Below are 19787 nucleotides of genomic sequence, written 5' to 3'. Positions count from 1 at the left end.
TATCGATTTTTTGAAGAAAATTCTGTACGAAAAAAAAAAAGACTCTGCCTGATCGGCAGAATCCCTTGATAGTTTAATAGTGTTTTAAAGCAAATTATTTTTTCTTGGGAATCTTGATCGTGAATTGATAGTATTCATCAAATTCCTCTTCCGCTGCATCAAGATTAATCCCATTGTCGGTGACCATGGTCAAGGACTGGCGGATCGTGTTGACGGCAATCCTCATATCCTTGCTGAAAGCCTTGCGTTTTGGCTTAGGCTTCTTTTCAGGAGGATTTAATATCTTTACAATCCTCTCCTCTGTTTGTTTAACATTCAAATTCTTCTCTATGATTTCGGCTACAAGCGCAGCCTGCTTTTCAGGGTCTTTAAGCGGAATTAATGAACGGGCATGGCGTTCTGTTATCTGTTTGCTCAATACAGCATCCTGAACTGCCTGGGGAAGCTTTAAGAGCCTCAGCTTATTGGCAACGGTCGATTGTCCGATCCCGAGTCTCTGTGCCAGCGCTTCCTGGGTGAGTTCATGAAGTTCAAGAAGCCTGGCATAAGCCATGGCCTCTTCTATTGGAGACAGCTCTTCCCTCTGAAGATTCTCTATAAGAGCCACAGAGGCTGTTTCTTTATCATTAAAATCTTTTATAATAACGGGTACTTCTTCCCAGCCAAGCATCTGCATGGCACGGTAGCGGCGTTCTCCGGCAATTATTTCATACTGGCCTTCCTCAAACATCCTGACAACAATGGGCTGGATGATTCCGTGTGTCCGGATGGTCTGGGCAAGCTCTGAAATTTTACTGTCATCAAAGACCGTTCTCGGCTGATAACGGTTCGGTACTACTTCATCAATAGGAATATTATGTATAATGTGTTTTGCTGATTTTTCTGTTTCTTCTTGCAGTCCTTGCTGTTCGTTTTTTTCTCCTAAGCCAAAAAAACGTGAAAAAGGATGCTTCATCTTTCTTACACCACCTTTAAAGAACTCCCACCATACATATTCTTCTTCTAAACGACAGGTTCCTGCTTCTAAATCCTGACATTTTCCATTGCCATAAAAAGCAGTGCCCGAAAGAATTTCTCTTCTGTCCGGGCATTTTCCGCCTTATTTTCCGGTAAACGTTCATGATTGAAATAGAAAAGGTTATTCAATAGGCGACTTGTTCGGTGTGCCAGGTTTTCTTGGATATTTCATTGGTGTAGACTTTTCTTTTGCTATGACGAAAATATTTCTTTCACTCTCTTCCTCTGGAAGAACAAAGGAATGGTGTGCTTCCACTTTACCGCCCAGGATTTTAATTGCTTTTTCCCCGGTCTTTGTTTCTTCCTCGCCATTTGCCCCCTTCATAGCTACAAAATAACCGCCTTTTTTGGCAAGAGGCAGACATAGTTCACTTAAAACAGACATCCTGGCAACCGCTCGCGCTGTGACAACATCATACTTTTCTCTATGATCTGGATTCTGCCCAAAGGTTTCCGCTCTGTCATGATAAAAAGATACTTTATCGAGCTTAAGGGATGAGGCCAGGTGATCCAGGAAGGAAATCCGTTTATTTAATGAATCCACGATAGACACGTCTAAATCAGGATAACATATTTTCAGCGGAATGCTTGGGAAGCCCGCTCCTGCCCCTACATCACATACCTTAAATGGCTGATTAAAATCGAAATAAAAAGCTGCAGAAACAGAATCGTAAAAATGCTTTAGATATACTTCTTCTTTTTCTGTAATGGCTGTAAGATTCATTTTTTCATTCCACTCAACGAGCAGATGATAATACGTTTCAAATTGACCCAGCTGCGTATCGGAAAGACGGATGCCTTGTTCGGACAGCATGGCTGAAAATCTTTCAATATTCATATAAACGACCTCTTATTCCCTGTCTATTTAATCGGCTGTTTCCGGACAGTTTATACCCTATTTCAAATAAATATCGATCAATGCGGGAAACACAAAGGGAAGTCCCTCTGATTTTTCCCGCAAATTTTTATATGGATAAAATTTATCGATTGATCCGTGCGATTTTCCCCTGTTCTAAATATACCAGAAGAATGGAGGTATCGGCAGGGTTAACACCGGAAATCCGGGAAGCCTGGGCGACTGAAAGCGGGCGTACCTGCTTTAATTTCTGTCTCGCTTCCGTTGCAAGACCGGTAATGGCATCATAATCAATATTCTCCGGAATTTTTTTGTTTTCCATTTTTTTAAGCTTTTCTACCTGTTGAAGAGACTTTTCGATATAGCCTTCATACTTCGTCTGGATCTCAACCTGTTCGGAAACCTCCGGACTGATTTCATAATCGGCCGGCACAAGCTGCTGGATATGCTCATAGCCCATTTCGGGACGCTTTAAGAGGTCGGAGGCTCTAATTCCATCCTTTAGCTCGCTTCCGCCTTTAGAAATGATCAGCTCCTGAACCTCTGGAGCAGGCTTGATGATGATGGAACGGATTCTTTCCATTTCCTTCTCAATCGCCTCTTTTTTCTCTGTAAATCTCTGATATCGGTCTTCCTTGATCAGGCCGATATCATATCCTTTTTGAGTCAGGCGCAGGTCAGCATTGTCATGCCTTAAAAGCAGACGGTATTCGGCCCTGGATGTCAAAAGACGGTATGGCTCATTGGTTCCTTTGGTGACAAGATCATCGATCAAAACGCCAATATAAGCATCAGAGCGGCTAAGGATGAGCTCATCTTTTTCTAATGCCTTTAAAGCGGCATTGATTCCTGCCATCAACCCCTGGCCGGCTGCCTCTTCATAGCCGGATGTTCCATTGATCTGTCCTGCTGTATATAAGTTCGGAACTTTCTTTGTCTCAAGAGTCGGCCATAGCTGTGTCGGAACCACAGAATCATATTCAATGGCATAGCCAGCCCGCATAAGCTGTACATTTTCAAGCCCTGGAATAGAGGCAAGCACCTGTCTCTGAACATCTTCCGGAAGGCTTGTGGAAAGCCCTTGTACATATACCTCATGGGTATTCCGGCCTTCAGGCTCCAAAAAGATCTGATGCCGGGGCTTATCGTGGAATCTGACGACTTTATCTTCAATGGATGGGCAGTATCTTGGCCCTGTCCCTTTTATCATTCCGGAGTACATGGGTGAACGGTGAAGGTTATCATCGATGATCTGATGGGTGACTTCACTCGTATAAGTCAGCCAGCAAGGAAGCTGGTCTGTTATGAATTTGGTGGTTTCATATGAAAAAGCCCTCGGAACATCGTCGCCCGGCTGAATTTCGGTTTTGCTGTAATCAATGGTTTCGCTATGGACCCTCGGAGGTGTTCCCGTTTTAAAGCGTACCATTTCAAAACCAAGCTCCTCCAGATGTTCGGATAGCTTGATGGATGGCTGCTGATTATTAGGTCCGCTGGAATATTTCAGCTCTCCAAGGATAATTTCCCCGCGAAGGAACGTGCCTGTAGTAATGACAACCGTCTTGGCGCGGTAAACCGCTCCCGTCTGGGTAATGACTCCCTTACAGCTTCCGTCTTCCATTACAAGGCGCTCTACCATTCCCTGAACAAGATCAAGCTTTTCTTCATTTTCGATTGTGCGCTTCATTTCCTGCTGATATAAAAACTTATCAGCCTGGGCTCTAAGGGCCCTTACCGCCGGACCTTTTCCTGTATTGAGCATTCTCATTTGAATATGGGTTTTATCGATATTCCTTCCCATCTCACCGCCCAATGCATCAATCTCCCGGACTACGATTCCCTTTGCCGGCCCCCCGACAGAAGGATTACATGGCATAAATGCCACCATATCCAGGTTGATCGTAAGCATTAAGGTTTTTGCTCCAAGACGTGCCGAAGCAAGACCCGCCTCTACCCCGGCATGTCCTGCTCCGACTACTATTACATCATATGAACCCGCTTCGTAAGGCATTTCCTTACCTCCTTCATATTGCTTTGCTCTATTTCATAAGGACGATTTATTTTCATATACCCTTCCGAACAGCTTCCGAAAGGCTTCGGAAGGGGGTGAGTTTATTCGTAAAGCTTTCTGTTCAACATCCTGCTTTAAATCCATTCTTCGTGAAAAGCACCGTCCTCCGCTTTTCTATTTCCCCAGACAAAATTGTGAGAACAATTGGTCTATGAGGCTTTCGTGGACGTTGTCTCCTGTGATTTCACCCAGGAGCTCCCAGGTTCTTGTGAAGTCGATTTGGACAAGGTCGATCGGTGTTCCTTCTTCTATGGCCTGGATGGCATCTTTTATGGCGTTCAGTGCCTGGTTAATCAGGGCAATATGCCGGGAATTGGAGACATAGGTCATGTCGCCTGCCTCAATATTGCCTGCAAAGAACAAGGAGGAGATGGCTTCTTCCAGCTCGTCTACCCCTTTATCCTCCAGGAGGGAAGTTGCGACAAAAGGATTTTGCCCGGCCAATTCCTTGACTCTTTCAATATCAAGCTGGGATGGAAGATCCATCTTATTCACGATGACGATAACATCCATTCCTTGTACTGCCTGGAACAGCTGTTCATCCTCTATTGACAGCGGAACGGAATTATTTAGAACCAAGAGGATTAGATCTGCTTCCTTCAATACGGCTCTGGACCGTTCCACGCCGATTCGTTCGACAATATCTTCTGTTTCCCTGATTCCTGCTGTATCCAGCAGACGGAGAGGAACTCCCCTCACATTGACGTATTCTTCAATAACATCCCTGGTTGTGCCAGGAATATCGGTTACAATAGCCTTGTTTTCATGTACGAGACTGTTCAACAAAGATGATTTCCCAACATTCGGCCGTCCGATAATAACCGTTGAGAGGCCTTCTCTTAGAATTTTCCCTTGTTCTGAGGTACGCAAAAGCTTATCCAGCTCCGCTTCGACGTGTTTAGCCCGGTCCATGAACAGCCGGTGTGTCATTTCTTCAACATCATCATATTCAGGATAATCAATATTTACCTCGACCTGTGCAAGAGTCTCTAAGATTTCCTGACGAAGACCCTTGATCAGCCTGGACAGCCTGCCTTCCATCTGGCCGAGCGCCACGTTCATAGCCCGGTCTGTTTTGGCACGGATTAAATCCATTACAGCTTCTGCCTGGGAAAGATCGATCCTTCCGTTTAGGAAGGCCCTCTTCGTGAACTCCCCTGGTTCTGCCAGCCTTGCCCCATTGTTTAAGGCCAGCTGAAGCACCCGGTTTACTGAAACTAATCCTCCATGGCAGTTAATCTCGATGACATCTTCCCGCGTAAAGGTTTTTGGTCCTTTCATGACCGAAACCATGACTTCCTCTACGACTGTCTCTGTTCTTGGATCGATTAAGTTTCCATAATGAATAGTATGTGAAGGAGCTTCAGATAAAATCTTTCCGCCCGGTCCTCTATATATTTTATCAGCAATTTTAAAGGCCTCATCTCCGCTCAGGCGGACAATGGCAATGGCTCCTTCTCCCATCGGAGTGGATATTGCTGCAATTGTATCAAATTCCATATCTTCATCTCTCTTATGAAAAATTTTGAACAATGATCTATTTTATAAAAAATCCGGCTTATATTCAAATGCCGATTATCCACAGACTGAGGTTAGACAGCAATAATCATTCCTTTTATTTTAACTTATCCACATGTGAATAACAATAAAAGCAGAATCCGTGAAAATTTTTCCAATATACTTCATTCCTTCGTTTGCCCGGCCCATAAAAAAGGGGTTCAGAATGAGACCATTCTGAACCCCTTTTTCTGCTTTATTTATCCGGAGCGATCACAATATGACGGTATGGCTCTGCTCCGCTTGAATACGTTTTTATATGTTTCACACCCATCAGTGCTGCATGGATGACTTTTCTCTCGTAGGAAGGCATGGGCTCGAGAGCAGCTTCCCGCCCGGTTTTAATGACCTTGTCCGCCATTCGTCCCGCAAGTGCTGTAAGAGTCTCATTTCTTCTCGCCCGATAGTCCTCCGCATCTAAAATGATGGTTAAATAGTGCCGGGATACACTATTGGCAGCGAGCTGCGCCAAATATTGAAGGGAATTGAGCGTTTGTCCCCTTTTGCCGATTAACAGGGCAATTTTCTCTCCTGATAAGACAAAAACAACGTTCTTCCCCGACTGCTTGACATCAATATTGACATCTACACCCATTTCACGGCTGATATTTCTGATATATTTCTCTGTCTCTTCAATTGGATCTGGCGGAAGCGTTACTTTAACAACCGCTTCTTTCTTTCCAAGCAGACCCAAAAACCCTTTTTTGCCTTCTTCAAGAATATCGATTTGAACTCGGTCGCGGGTTGTTTGTAATTGAGCTAAAGCTGATTCTACTGCTGCATCGACCGAATGTCCGGTAGCAGTTATCTGTTTCACTTTTTAGCTCCTCCTGCCGATTTAGCCTGCTTTAATTCTGGCCCTTTAATGAAATAAGTCTGTGCAATCATGAAAAGGTTACCGACTACCCAATAAAGGGATAAAGCTGCGGGGAAATTGATAGCAAAAACCACAATCATGATCGGCATGATCCAAAGCATCATGGCCATCTGAGGATTCTGCTGCGGAGATCCCGCCATGGACATCTTCTGCTGAATAAACGTAGTAATACCTGCCACAATTGGAAGGATATAATAAGGGTCATGGACTCCCAGGTTGAACCACAGAAAACTGTGATGGGCAATTTCTCTTGTCCTGCTGATCGCATGATAGAAGCCAATCAAAATCGGCATCTGGATGATCAGCGGAAAACAGCCGGCAAGCGGATTGACACCATGTTTTTGGAACAAGGCCATCGTTTCCTGCTGAAGCTTCTGCTGAGTCGCAGCATCCTTTGAGCTGTATTTTTTCTTTAGCTCCTGCATCTCTGGCTGCAGCGCCTGCATTGATTTAGAACTGCGGATCTGCTTGATCATGAGCGGAAGGATCGCCAGACGGATGATCAATGTAACAATGATAATAGAAAGTCCGTAGTTGCCTCCAAGTGCATCAGCGACTTTAGTAATGAACAAAGAGAGCGGATACACAATGTATTCATTCCAAGGACCGGTGCTCTCTGCTGTAATCGGCTGCTTAATCTGCGAACAGCCAGCAAGAAGCACAATCATTGAAATAAGGCTGATTGTCAAAATAATTCTTTTCTTCAACCAACTTTTCCTCCTAACTTCTATTCAATCTATTTTTTCAGGGCAGAGGCCTGCCTTTTTTATACTTTATCATTATAGTCAATCCTATTATTTAAAGACCAGGTTTGTCCATAATAAACAGCCTTGCCATCATTTTCGTATTGTAACATCTTTTTCACGGGAACAGTCTCTGAACATGTAACAGTTTTTTGACAGAGTTATACAAAAAACACACACTTATGTACGGCTGCCGGCAGAAGCCAGCAGCTTTTTATTTCTTTAAATGCTCATTCTTTACCCGCGGGTTGACGTTTTTTCCTTGTTTCAATACATGGATAAGGCTGCTTTTTATTTCCGCAAAGGTCAGCTCTGCAGCTGGCTTGCGCGCGATGACCACTAAATCCCTTCCAGGGAATACATCTTCCTTCAATTCCAGGAAAGCCTGTCTGATATATCGCTTGATTTGATTTCGGGCTACCGCGTTTCCAATCTTTTTGCTGATAGAAAGTCCGATGCGGAAATAATCCTGGTCTTCCTTCTTTAGAACGTATATGACAAATTGGCGGTTCGCGGAGGAGACTCCTTTTTGAAATACCGCCTGAAACTCTTCATTTTTTTTGATTCTCAGTTTTTTTTTCATCTTTACACCTTCATGAAACAAAGTTAACCAGTTCATGCAGTCTTTTTATATCATTTTATCCATTTTAGAAAAAAAGACCACTGATCATTTCAGTGGCCTATGCAGATAATACTTTTCTGCCTTTACGACGACGAGCAGCTAAAACTCTACGTCCGTTTTTCGAGCTCATACGAGCACGGAAACCGTGAACTTTGCTGTGTTTACGCTTATTTGGTTGGTAAGTTCTTTTCATATATAACACCTCCCTGAGGAATAACAGTTACAGACAGTCCCATTAATTATAATGAGGATACCACTTTTTTGTCAACCGTCAACAGAAAAAAACTTTACATTTTCTTGCTTCGCTTAAAATCCTCCAGTAAAAGGTGTGGATGCCCGCATGTGCTTCCTTGTTTCAACACATTTTACTCAAACCATTGGGTTTTTTCTGCAAGCGGGTATGTTCCAGGTTGATGGGAGCTGGATCTTGAGTCTCGCAACTTCCAAACAGCTTAAATCGTGAAGATGCCCATAGAAAAAAATCACATACAAAAAAGCATATTTTAAAATGTGGATAAATTTTCGACAAATTTCTGCTATCCACAGTTATTATCGACAACTTTTACACAGCTTCACAGCCTGTGGAAATTTTTTTTACACACGAGGTTCCTGATTGTGGATAAACTTAAAAACCCATTGCATCCTTTTGATTTATTTGATATTATATTTGTGTTTTCACTCTGGATAACTTTATCCACAAATTAGATTATCCACAGATTGTGAATAACTTGTGGATAGTTTATTCAGACACTGTGTACGTATTTGTCCACAAGACGTGGATATTGTCGAATAGATATGTATCTTCCTTATTATATGTTTTTCAACATTCATAGCATTGCATAAATATAAACCTTGCCTGTAAACATGTATATTCACTAGTCCTAAAGTTCTACAGACAGAGGTTTTATTGCTGTTGAAAAAATTTTTCATATATATATCCTTACTATTCTATCCGTCTTATAAGCTGCTTTTTGGGAAGGTGATCGTACTGCTGCCTGCGGGGGAATTCCCGATAAAAATTCGGCTCAATTAAATAAAGACAGCTTTAACGAAAAAGCAGCCAGGATGCAAAAGAAAGAATGATAAAAAAATGCTGTCCTCGTTAGGAGGGATATTTTTTGGAGAACATTGCTGCTTTATGGAATAAAGCTCTTGGAAAAATCGAAACGAAAATCAGTAAGCCCAGCTTCGAGACCTGGCTGAAGTCCACCAAGGCCCATTCATTACAGGGAGATACCCTTACTGTAGTGGCGCCAAATGACTTTGCCCGCGATTGGCTGGAAGAAAGATACTCCCATCTGATTTCAGGTGTCCTGCTAGATCTGACCGGCGAGGAGCTCGAAGTCAAGTTTATGATTCCTCAAAATCAGGGGGAAGAGGACTTTGATATTCCCCAGCCTGCAAAGAAACAAAAAAAAGCGGATCCAGAGACCATTGAATTCCCTCTGAATATGCTGAATCCAAAATATACGTTTGATACATTTGTAATCGGCTCGGGCAACCGTTTTGCTCATGCCGCTTCCTTGGCTGTAGCAGAAGCGCCGGCCAAGGCTTATAACCCATTGTTTATTTATGGAGGAGTGGGTCTTGGAAAGACCCACTTAATGCATGCAATTGGACACTATGTTCTTGAACATAATCCGGCGGCCAAAGTCCTATACTTATCTTCTGAGAAGTTCACGAATGAATTCATAAACTCAATCCGTGATAATAAAGCCGTCGATTTCCGAAATAAATATAGAAGTGTCGATGTCCTTCTTATAGACGATATTCAGTTTCTTGCCGGGAAAGAACAAACACAGGAAGAGTTTTTCCATACCTTTAATACTCTGCATGAAGAAAGCAAGCAGATTATTATTTCGAGCGACCGGCCTCCGAAAGAGATCCCGACACTCGAGGACCGTCTTCGTTCCCGTTTCGAATGGGGATTGATTACAGATATCACGCCTCCTGATCTCGAAACTAGGATTGCAATTTTAAGGAAAAAGGCAAAGGCTGAAGGCCTTGATATTCCGAATGAAGTGATGCTGTACATTGCGAACCAGATTGATACCAATATCCGAGAACTGGAAGGGGCTTTGATCAGGGTTGTTGCCTATTCTTCCCTTATTAACAAAGATATTAATGCAGATCTGGCAGCAGAAGCTCTCAAAGATATCATTCCGAGCTCCAAACCAAGAGTTATTACGATCATTGATATTCAAAAGGCCGTCGGCGAGCATTTTCATGTAAAGCTAGAGGACTTTAAAGCTAAAAAGCGGACCAAATCTGTAGCTTTTCCCCGCCAGATTGCCATGTATCTTTCAAGGGAACTGACTGACTTTTCCCTCCCAAAGATTGGGGAGGAATTTGGGGGACGTGACCATACAACAGTAATCCATGCCCATGAAAAGATCTCTAAGCTGGTTCAAAGCGATACAGAATTTCAAAAACAACTGAAAGAAATTAATGAACGCCTCAAAGTTCAGCCCTTTTAAAAAGTGAATACTGTTGATAACCTGAACCTAGTTACACACAGTCTGTCCACATGTGGATAGACTGTTTTTCCTTATGTTTTTTCGAGTTATCCACATATCAACAAGCCCTATTACTATTACTACTATTTCTTTTTAAAAAAAATATAAATAAATTCATAAAATGTGGAGGATAAAAAATGCGATTTATAATTCAGCGAGACAGATTAGTCCAAAGTGTCCAGGATGTTATGAAGGCGGTGACCTCCAGAACAACTATTCCCATCCTGACTGGAATAAAAATCACTGCAGCAGATGAAGGTGTTACATTTACAGGAAGCGACTCTGATATTTCAATTGAATCCTTTATTCCTACAGAGGAAGCTGGAAATGAAATTGTTGAAATAAAAGAAAGAGGAAGCATTGTCCTTCAGGCACGTTTTTTCAGTGAAATTGTTAAGAAGCTTCCGCTTGGAACGGTGGAGATCACAGTCCAAAACGGTTTTCAGACTATCATCCGTTCCGGCAAAGCAGAATTTAATCTGATTGGTCTGGATGCAGAAGAATATCCTCATCTTCCTCAGATTGAAGAAGAAAATAAGTTTCAAATTCCAGCCGACTTGCTAAAGACCATTATCCGTCAGACCGTGTTTGCGGTGTCCACCTCAGAAACACGGCCAATCTTGACAGGTGTCAACTGGAAGGTTGAGAATGGACGGATCAGCTGTATTGCAACAGACAGCCACCGCCTTGCAATGAGGAATGCACCTCTTGATGGAAATCTGGATGGAACATACAGTGTAGTCATACCGGGCAAAAGCTTAACGGAGCTAAGCAAAATTCTTGATGATACAACGGATCCTGTTGAAATTGTCATTACGGAAAATCAAGTTTTGTTCAAGGCCGAGCATTTGTTATTCTTTTCAAGACTTCTCGAGGGAAATTATCCAGATACTTCCCGTCTCATACCTACCGAGAGCAAAACAGAGGTAGTGGTAAATACAAAGGATTTCCTTCAGGCAATCGACCGTGCATCTCTTCTTGCAAAAGAGGGCCGGAATAATGTCGTAAAGCTTTCCACAATGGATGCAGGAGTTCTGGAAATTTCCTCTAATACTCCCGAGATTGGAAAAGTCAGCGAGGAAGTACAGACGGAGGAAGTAAATGGAGAGGAATTAAAAATTTCCTTTAGTGCAAAATATATGATGGACGCACTTAAAACCCTGGAAGGGACAGAGATTAAAGTGAATTTTACTGGAGCAATGAGACCTTTTGTCATTCATTCGGTAAATGATGAAAATATCACCCAGCTGATCCTCCCAGTCCGGACTTATTGAGTTTAAATAGCGTGAATCTGAAAAAACCTTGTCACCATGATGGACAGGGTTTTTTCTTCCATATGCTGCAATTTACTAACTTTGAAATAGCTGCTGAAATTTAGTACAATTAAGTATTGGATAAAAAAGAGCGGCCATTAATTCCTGCCAAGAAAGAGTGAAGACACGATGAACGAAATAAAAATCGATACAGATTATATAACATTGGGACAGTTTCTTAAGCTTGCCGACATGATTCAAAGCGGCGGCATGGCAAAATGGTTCTTGGGCGAGTATGAAGTTTTCATTAACGGTGAACAAGACCAAAGAAGAGGACGGAAGCTTGTTGATGGAGACCAGATTGATATTCCAGGATACGGGAAATTTCTTATAAAGAGGTAACTAAAACCGCTTATGCATATTCAAACACTACAATTAAAAAATTATCGGAACTATGCTGATCTTGAAGCCGGATTCGAGAATAAGGTAAATGTGATTCTCGGGGAAAACGCCCAAGGGAAAACAAATGTTATGGAATCGATCTTTGTTCTGGCCATGGCCAAGTCGCATCGGACTTCTCATGATAAAGATCTTATCCGCTGGGATGCAGAATATGCTAAAATAGAGGGTAGGGTTCAAAAAAGAAACTCATCGATCCCGCTTGAATTAATCATCTCCAAAAAAGGAAAAAAGGCAAAAGCGAATCATATTGAACAGCAGAAATTGAGCCAGTACGTCGGCAATATGAATGTTGTCATGTTTGCACCTGAAGATCTCCACTTAGTCAAGGGAAGTCCTCAGGTTAGAAGGCGTTTTATTGATATGGAGATCGGCCAGGTTTCAGCGGTGTATCTCCACGACATGAGTCGATATCAAAAAGTGCTTCAGCAAAGGAACTCATACCTGAAGCTCCTGCAGATGAAAAAAACCTCAGACACAGCCATGCTGGATGTATTGACCCAGCAGCTGATTGAATATGCAGTGAAGGTAGTCGAGAAGCGCTTTCATTATCTCCACCTGCTCCAGGAATGGGCAGAACCGATCCATTCCGGGATTTCCAGGGGGCTCGAAACGCTGAAAATCGAATATATCAGTGCTGTCAATGTATCAGAATCTATGGATTTGTCGAAAATGAAGAATGAATTCGAAGAAAAGTTTGCTAAAATAAATAGTAAAGAGAAAGACAGAGGAGTGACTCTTCTCGGGCCTCACAGGGACGATCTGGTTTTCCACGTGAACGGCCGGGACGTGCAGACATTTGGTTCTCAGGGACAGCAGCGGACCACAGCCCTTTCTTTAAAATTGGCAGAAATAGAGCTTATTCACTCTGAGATCGGCGAGTATCCGATTCTATTGCTTGACGATGTGTTATCAGAACTTGATGATTATCGTCAATCACATCTTTTAAATACCATTCAAGGAAAAGTACAAACCTTTGTTACGACTACAAGCGTAGAAGGTATAGATCATGAAACCCTCAAAAATGCCTCAACTTATTACGTAAAGCAGGGGACTCTTGACCGTGTCAAATGAGGTGAATATATGTATCTGCATGTAGGCGAAGACATATTAGTCAGAACTAATGATATAATAGTTATTCTAGACAGACATGTGTTGAAGAATTCCTCTATTTTTCAGGAATTCATGGAAAAAGGCAGTGCTGCTGCCATAAACCTGTCAAAAGGTGAAATTAAATCCATTGTGGTTACCGAGAAAAACATCTATCTATCACCTCTGTCATCAGGCATTTTGAAAAGAAGAGTATCACAATGGGATCAAACCTCTGTATACGAGTAAAAATTAACGGTATCAAACCGTATTACTATAAAAGAAATACAGCCATAGAAAAGTGTAGGTGATCGGGTTGGCTATGGAACATGAACAAGAATTACAAGGACAAAATTATGATGCAAACCAGATACAGGTATTAGAAGGACTTGAGGCAGTAAGGAAAAGACCGGGGATGTATATTGGCTCCACTTCAGCCAAAGGTCTTCACCATCTCGTTTGGGAAATTGTAGATAACAGTATTGATGAAGCCCTTGCCGGTTTCTGTGATGAGATAAATATCAGTATTGAAGAAGATAACAGCATAACCGTAAAGGATAACGGCCGAGGTATTCCGGTTGATATTCAGGAGAAAATGGGACGTCCGGCTGTTGAAGTCATTCTTACCGTCCTGCATGCCGGAGGGAAATTTGGCGGCGGCGGATATAAGGTATCCGGAGGGCTGCATGGTGTGGGGGCTTCTGTAGTTAATGCCCTATCCACTGAACTCGAGGTCTTTGTTCACCGAGACGGCAGCATTTATTATCAGAAATATCACAAAGGCGTACCTGCTGAAGATCTTAAGGTAATCGGGGAAACGGACCATACAGGCACCACCATCCATTTTACGCCTGATACGGAAATTTTCCAGGAGACGACCGAATACGATTATGAAACGCTGGCTACCCGTACAAGAGAACTGGCATTCTTGAACAGAGGGATCAAAATCACTCTGAGTGACCGCCGTGTGGATAATCGCACAAATGAATATCATTATGAGGGCGGCATCAAAGCGTATGTCGAGCATCTTAACCGTACAAAGGAAGTCCTTCATGAAGAGCCGATTTTTATGGAAGGCGAAAAAGAAGGGATTTCTGTTGAAGTAGCGCTTCAGTACAATGACAGCTATACAAGCAATATTTATTCCTTTGCAAACAACATCCATACCTATGAAGGCGGAACCCATGAATCAGGCTTTAAGACTGCGCTGACAAGGGTCATTAATGATTATGCACGCAAGAACGGCCTGATCAAAGAAGCGGATGCGAATCTTTCGGGTGAGGATGTCCGCGAAGGCTTGACTGCCATTATTTCCATCAAGCATCCGGATCCTCAGTTTGAGGGACAGACGAAAACAAAGCTTGGAAATTCCGAGGCGAGAACTGTGACAGATTCCATACTGTCGGAAAAAATGGAATCCTTCATGCTTGAAAACCCTTCGGTGGCCAGGAAGATTGTAGATAAAGGAAACATGGCTGCGAGAGCGAGGGCGGCGGCCAAAAAAGCACGTGAGCTTACTAGAAGGAAGAGCGCTTTGGAAATTTCCGCGCTTCCTGGGAAGCTTGCTGACTGCTCTTCCAAGGACCCTTCCATTAGCGAAATCTACATCGTTGAGGGTGACTCAGCGGGAGGCTCCGCAAAACAGGGACGTGACCGTCACTTCCAGGCGATCCTGCCTCTGCGTGGTAAAATTATCAATGTGGAAAAAGCAAGGCTTGATAAAATCCTATCCAATAATGAAATCCGGGCAATCATCACGGCTCTTGGTACTGGTATAGGAGGAGATTTCGACATCTCTAAGGCCCGTTACCACAAAATTGTGATCATGACGGATGCGGATGTGGATGGAGCTCATATCCGAACCTTATTATTAACCTTTTTCTATCGATATATGAGAAATATTATTGAAAGCGGATATGTATATATTGCTCAGCCTCCCCTGTATAAAATCCAGCAGGGCAAAAAGGTAGAGTATGCGTATAATGACCGCCAGCTTGATCAAATCCTTGGCGAAATGCCGAGCATACCGAAGCCGGGCATCCAGCGCTATAAAGGTCTTGGAGAGATGAACCCTGAACAGCTTTGGGAAACAACCATGGATCCTGAATCAAGGACTCTTCTTCAAGTAAACCTTGAAGATGCCATTGAAGCGGATGAAACCTTTGATATCCTCATGGGTGATAAGGTTGAACCGCGAAGAAACTTTATTGAAGAAAATGCACTGTATGTTAAAAACTTAGATATCTAAGGCACGGCCTAGAGTCGGCTGATACAGGGTAGAGATTCTCTATCCTGTCTTTTACATATGGCATATGAACATACATGTTTAAGAAGGAGGATGGCTCCATGTCTGAATTAGAAAGATCCAATGTAAGAGAAATCAATATAAGTCAGGAAATGCGTACATCGTTTCTAGATTATGCGATGAGTGTTATTGTCGCCCGCGCGCTCCCGGATGTAAGGGACGGATTGAAGCCGGTTCACCGCCGGATTTTATATGCGATGAATGACCTGGGAATGACTGCTGACAAAGCGTATAAAAAATCTGCCCGTATCGTCGGCGAAGTAATCGGGAAGTACCACCCGCACGGGGATTCTGCTGTATATGAAACGATGGTCCGGATGGCCCAGGATTTCAACTACCGCTATATGCTTGTGGATGGCCACGGGAACTTTGGTTCTGTTGATGGCGATGCCGCTGCTGCCATGCGTTATACAGAAGCAAGAATGTCCAAAATATCAATGGAACTGATCCGTGATTTAAATAAAGATACAATTGACTATAAAGAAAACTATGATGGTTCCGAAAAGGAGCCTGTTGTGCTTCCAGCACGCTTTCCAAACCTTTTGGTGAATGGCTCATCAGGTATTGCGGTCGGGATGGCAACTAATATTCCGCCTCACCAGCTCGGGGAAGTCATTGATGGAGTCCTTGCAGTCAGTCATAACCCGGATATTTCCATCCAGGAATTGATGGAGTATGTGCAGGGGCCGGATTTCCCTACTGGCGGTATGATTTTAGGGCGAAGCGGCATCCGAAAGGCTTATGAAACAGGCCGCGGTTCCATAACGATCCGTGCAAAAGTGGAAATCGAGCAGAAGTCCAACGGCAAAGAAGTCATCATTGTCCATGAGATTCCCTACCAGGTCAACAAAGCCAAACTGATCGAAAAGATTGCTGAGCTGGTGCGGGATAAGCGAATCGATGGAATTACCGACCTCCGGGATGAATCCGACCGGAATGGCATGAGGATTGTTATTGAAGTACGAAGGGATGCGAACGCCAATGTCCTGCTTAACAATCTGTACAAGCAGACAGCCCTTCAAACCAGCTTCGGAATCAACCTTCTTGCTCTTGCCGAAGGGCAGCCTAAGGTTCTGAACCTGAAGCAGTGCTTAGTTCATTATTTGAATCATCAGAAGGTCGTCATCACCCGCAGAACTGAATTCGAACTAAGAAAAGCAGAGGCAAGGGCGCATATCCTGGAGGGATTGCGGATTGCCCTTGACCATATTGATGAAATCATTACCTTAATCAGAAGCTCTCAAACCACTGAAATTGCGAAAAACGGACTCATGGAGCGCTTTGGGCTTTCCGAAAAACAGGCGCAGGCCATCCTTGACATGCGTCTGCAAAGGCTGACAGGCTTGGAGCGCGAGAAAATTGAGGATGAGTACCAGGAGCTTGTAAAGCTGATTGCTGAGCTAAGAGCCATTTTAGCAGATGAAGAAAAGGTTCTCGAAATCATCCGAGAAGAGCTGTTAGAAATTAAAGAGCGCTTCAATGATACACGGAGAACGGAAATTCTGACAGCAGGTTTTGAAAATATTGAAGACGAAGACCTGATCCCTGAGGAAAGCATTGTAATCACCCTTACTCATAATGGATATATCAAACGTCTTCCTGTAACCACTTATAGAAGCCAGCGTAGAGGCGGAAGAGGAATCCAGGGAATGGGGACGAATGAGGATGACTTTGTTGAACATCTTCTGACAACCTCCACTCATGACACGATCCTTTTCTTTACAAACAAAGGAAAAGTATATCGTTCGAAGGGGTATGAAATCCCTGAGTATGGAAGAACAGCCAAGGGGCTGCCGATTATCAACCTTCTCGGGATAGAGAAGGGAGAATGGGTGAACGCCATTATTCCTGTGCAGCAATTTGGGGATGAGTCTTATCTGTTCTTCACCACCAAGCACGGAATTTCAAAGCGGTCTCCGCTATCCTCTTTTGCAAATATAAGAAATAACGGTCTGATTGCACTGGGCCTCCGAGATAATGACGAACTTATATCTGTAAAATTGACAGACGGTTCCAAACACATTATTATCGGAACTCAAAAGGGCATGCTCATCCGTTTCCCTGAAACAGATGTACGTTCCATGGGGCGCGGCGCTACTGGAGTGAAAGGCATTACCCTGGATGAAGACGATGAAGTAATTGGAATGGAACTATTGGATGAGAACAATATGGTTCTGACAGTTACGAAATACGGATTCGGAAAAAGAACGGCCGAACAGGAATACCGAGTACAAAGCCGTGGCGGAAAAGGAATTAAGACTTGCAACGTAACTGATAAAAATGGTCCAGTCATAGCTGTAAAGCCTGTAACGGGAGAAGAAGACCTGATGCTGATTACGGCAGCGGGAGTCCTAATCAGGATGTCTATAGACAGTATTTCGCAGACAGGACGGATTACACAGGGAGTCAAGCTCATAAGGCTCGAAAGCAATGAAGATGAGTATGTATCCACGGTAGCAATCGTTGAACGTGAAGAAGAAAAAGAAGATTCTGCGGACGATATAGATTCCGAGGAACAAAACCAGGAAACAATACCTTCTGAAGAAGCCTCAGAGGGTGAGACAGAAGAATAATGAGAAGGAGCTGCGATAATCGCAGCTCCTTTTTTGATGCATCGGAGGGAAAAATTTCTAGTTTTTAAATGGGAAATCCTTTACTATAAAAACATGTCCTATGTATCGCCCTTTATTGGAAGATCCAAAGGAACAGATCGGAATATGACTAAGGGGTGGACAGCATTGCGTGTCAAAATAGACGAGTTAGAACCAGGCTGCATACTGGCTGCTGATGTTTTCGGAAAAACCAGCCGGCCGATCATGGGAAATAAAACCGTACTTTCGGATCAGCGTATACAGGTACTGAAAGGGTTCCTAATAAAGGAAGTGAACATCGAAAGGCTGAAGATTGATGGAAGTCTCTTTAAGCCAGGCGAAAGACTGGATCATGAGGAATTTCACGAAGTACAAATGGATTCTCCATTCATTCAGCAATACCTTAATGCCGTTCAAAATTACAAAAAGCTATTTAAAAGCTGGCAGTCCGGAACTGTTCTGGATGCTGGTAAAGTGAGGGAGCTATTTCTGCCATTGTTAGAACGATTTCTCACAATGAGTTATGAAGTCTTTAATCTTCATCACTATTCCTCTAAAGAGGATTACATACATCATCACGCCATAGCATCGGGGCTGATCAGCGGATATATCGCCAAAGGACTTAAATTCAGCAGCGGGGAGATTGCTCAGGCAGCTCTCGCTGGCTGCCTGAGTGACTGTGGAATGTCGAAGGTTCCTGTTTCCATTCTAGAAAAGTCATCAAGCCTAACAGCAGCTGAATTTGAAGAAATCAGGAATCACCCGACTTACGGCTATAAAATGGTCCAGCATAATAACCTTTTGAGTGAAGGCGTAAAGCTGGCAATCATCCAGCATCACGAACGCCTTGATGGGAGCGGATATCCTCTTCACAGCAAGGAAAATAGACTTCATCCATATTCGAAAATTGCGGCTCTGGCTGACATGTATCATGCCATGACCTCTGAAAGGGTATACCGGAAAAAAGAATCACCTTTTAAGGTCCTTGAAATGATTAAGCAGGACTGCTTTGGGGAATTTGACTTCGCTGCATTAAAAACGCTGCTTGATGGCATTGAAAAACATCTGACCGGAAACCGGGTGAAGCTTTCGAACGGAGAAACCGCAGAGGTAATATTCATTGAACATCACTCTCCTACACGTCCTCTAGTGAAAGTATTACAAACAGAGGAAATCATGGACCTTTCAAAAAGAAGCGAGCTATTTATAGAAGAAGTGATGCTTTAAATGCTTGGGAGGGCTCCTTATCAGGAGCCCATTTTATATAGAAGGATGATAAAAATAAAGAGCTGTATCTCATGTCCGCATTGACCTGAGTGTCCAAGCATGAACTCCAGGAATATAGCCCGAAAAAGAGAATGTTGCGAATATTAACCTCCCTATTGATTTAATGGGACAATGTGTATATAATAATAAAAGTCGCAATGACAGCCATTCAGCAGAATTGAGTAAGTTAAAATACTGTTGACATTAATATTGAAACCTGATAATATTAATAAGGTCGCTGATGCGATGTTAAATTGTTCTTTGAAAACTGAACGAAACAAGACGCCAACGTTATTTTCTTTCGAGAAAATACAAAAACAAGTTTTAAACTTTTATGAGCTACATCAAACATTCTTCGGAGAGTTTGATCCTGGCTCAGGACGAACGCTGGCGGCGTGCCTAATACATGCAAGTCGAGCGGATCGATGGAAGCTTGCTTCCTGAGATCAGCGGCGGACGGGTGAGTAACACGTGGGCAACCTGCCCCTAAGATCGGGATAACTTCGGGAAACCGGAGCTAATACCGGATATGACTTTTCTTCACATGAAGGGAAGTGGAAAGACG

The 19787-nt window shown here is 43.1% G+C and carries 16 protein-coding genes and 1 rRNA gene; 9 read left to right on the top strand and 8 right to left on the bottom strand.

Annotated elements, in window-relative coordinates; genetic code table 11:
• Nucleotides 1-94: 94 nt before the first annotated feature.
• The 8 genes from noc to rpmH form a co-directional block, all read right to left on the bottom strand.
• Nucleotides 95-955, bottom strand: a complete 861-nt coding sequence (gene noc, locus H539_RS0125215; RefSeq protein WP_026695823.1) for a nucleoid occlusion protein — start codon at nt 953-955, stop codon at nt 95-97.
• 183 nt (nt 956-1138) lie between these two features.
• The gene (gene rsmG, locus H539_RS0125205; RefSeq protein WP_026695822.1) at nt 1139-1855 is read right to left on the bottom strand and encodes a 16S rRNA (guanine(527)-N(7))-methyltransferase RsmG; all 717 of its coding nucleotides are present in this window, start codon (nt 1853-1855) and stop codon (nt 1139-1141) included.
• A gap of 142 nt (nt 1856-1997) precedes the next feature.
• On the bottom strand, nt 1998-3884 hold the full coding sequence (gene mnmG / locus H539_RS0125200; RefSeq protein WP_026695821.1) for a tRNA uridine-5-carboxymethylaminomethyl(34) synthesis enzyme MnmG: 1887 nt from the start codon (nt 3882-3884) through the stop codon (nt 1998-2000).
• 174 nt (nt 3885-4058) lie between these two features.
• Nucleotides 4059-5444, bottom strand: a complete 1386-nt coding sequence (gene mnmE / locus H539_RS0125195; protein WP_026695820.1) for a tRNA uridine-5-carboxymethylaminomethyl(34) synthesis GTPase MnmE — start codon at nt 5442-5444, stop codon at nt 4059-4061.
• Between the two features lie 253 nt (nt 5445-5697).
• The gene (jag, locus tag H539_RS0125190; protein WP_026695819.1) at nt 5698-6318 is read right to left on the bottom strand and encodes an RNA-binding cell elongation regulator Jag/EloR; all 621 of its coding nucleotides are present in this window, start codon (nt 6316-6318) and stop codon (nt 5698-5700) included.
• Nucleotides 6315-7085 carry a YidC family membrane integrase SpoIIIJ gene (gene spoIIIJ, locus H539_RS0125185; RefSeq protein ID WP_026695818.1) on the bottom strand — a complete coding sequence of 257 codons (771 nt, stop codon included), beginning with the start codon at nt 7083-7085 and terminating at the stop codon, nt 6315-6317. The genes jag and spoIIIJ overlap by 4 nt, the downstream gene beginning before the upstream one ends.
• Nucleotides 7086-7335: 250 nt before the next feature.
• The gene (gene rnpA / locus H539_RS29770) at nt 7336-7704 is read right to left on the bottom strand and encodes a ribonuclease P protein component (protein WP_035324215.1); all 369 of its coding nucleotides are present in this window, start codon (nt 7702-7704) and stop codon (nt 7336-7338) included.
• Between the two features lie 97 nt (nt 7705-7801).
• Entirely contained in the window at nt 7802-7936 is a 135-nt protein-coding gene (gene rpmH, locus H539_RS31185; RefSeq protein WP_081416043.1) for a 50S ribosomal protein L34, read from the bottom strand.
• Between the two features lie 925 nt (nt 7937-8861).
• Here rpmH and dnaA point away from each other — a divergent pair.
• From dnaA to H539_RS0125135, 9 genes are all read left to right on the top strand, one after another.
• Entirely contained in the window at nt 8862-10220 is a 1359-nt protein-coding gene (gene dnaA / locus H539_RS0125175) for a chromosomal replication initiator protein DnaA (RefSeq protein ID WP_026695817.1), read from the top strand.
• 176 nt (nt 10221-10396) lie between these two features.
• Nucleotides 10397-11533, top strand: coding sequence for a DNA polymerase III subunit beta (dnaN, locus tag H539_RS0125170; protein ID WP_026695816.1), 1137 nt, complete (start codon nt 10397-10399; stop codon nt 11531-11533).
• A 168-nt stretch (nt 11534-11701) separates the two neighbouring features.
• Complete coding sequence (gene yaaA, locus H539_RS0125165) at nt 11702-11914, top strand: S4 domain-containing protein YaaA (RefSeq protein ID WP_026695815.1); 213 nt, start codon at nt 11702-11704, stop codon at nt 11912-11914.
• 12 nt (nt 11915-11926) lie between these two features.
• Complete coding sequence (gene recF / locus H539_RS0125160) at nt 11927-13045, top strand: DNA replication/repair protein RecF (RefSeq protein WP_026695814.1); 1119 nt, start codon at nt 11927-11929, stop codon at nt 13043-13045.
• Nucleotides 13046-13054: 9 nt separating this feature from the next.
• Nucleotides 13055-13309: an extracellular matrix regulator RemB gene (remB, locus tag H539_RS0125155; protein WP_026695813.1), complete on the top strand. Its 255-nt coding sequence runs from the start codon at nt 13055-13057 to the stop codon at nt 13307-13309.
• 73 nt (nt 13310-13382) lie between these two features.
• Complete coding sequence (gyrB, locus tag H539_RS0125150) at nt 13383-15308, top strand: DNA topoisomerase (ATP-hydrolyzing) subunit B (RefSeq protein ID WP_026695812.1); 1926 nt, start codon at nt 13383-13385, stop codon at nt 15306-15308.
• Nucleotides 15309-15406: 98 nt separating this feature from the next.
• The gene (gyrA, locus tag H539_RS0125145; RefSeq protein WP_026695811.1) at nt 15407-17938 is read left to right on the top strand and encodes a DNA gyrase subunit A; all 2532 of its coding nucleotides are present in this window, start codon (nt 15407-15409) and stop codon (nt 17936-17938) included.
• A gap of 165 nt (nt 17939-18103) precedes the next feature.
• Nucleotides 18104-19183, top strand: coding sequence for an HD-GYP domain-containing protein (locus H539_RS0125140; RefSeq protein ID WP_026695810.1), 1080 nt, complete (start codon nt 18104-18106; stop codon nt 19181-19183).
• A gap of 391 nt (nt 19184-19574) precedes the next feature.
• A 16S ribosomal RNA gene (locus tag H539_RS0125135) occupies nt 19575-19787 on the top strand; the annotation flags it as partial.

It is taken from the genome of Peribacillus kribbensis DSM 17871 (assembly GCF_000430765.1).
Classification (GTDB): domain Bacteria; phylum Bacillota; class Bacilli; order Bacillales; family DSM-1321; genus Paraperibacillus; species Paraperibacillus kribbensis.
The sequence above is the reverse complement of the archived record's forward strand: the minus strand, read 5'-3'. Positions and strand labels throughout refer to the sequence as shown.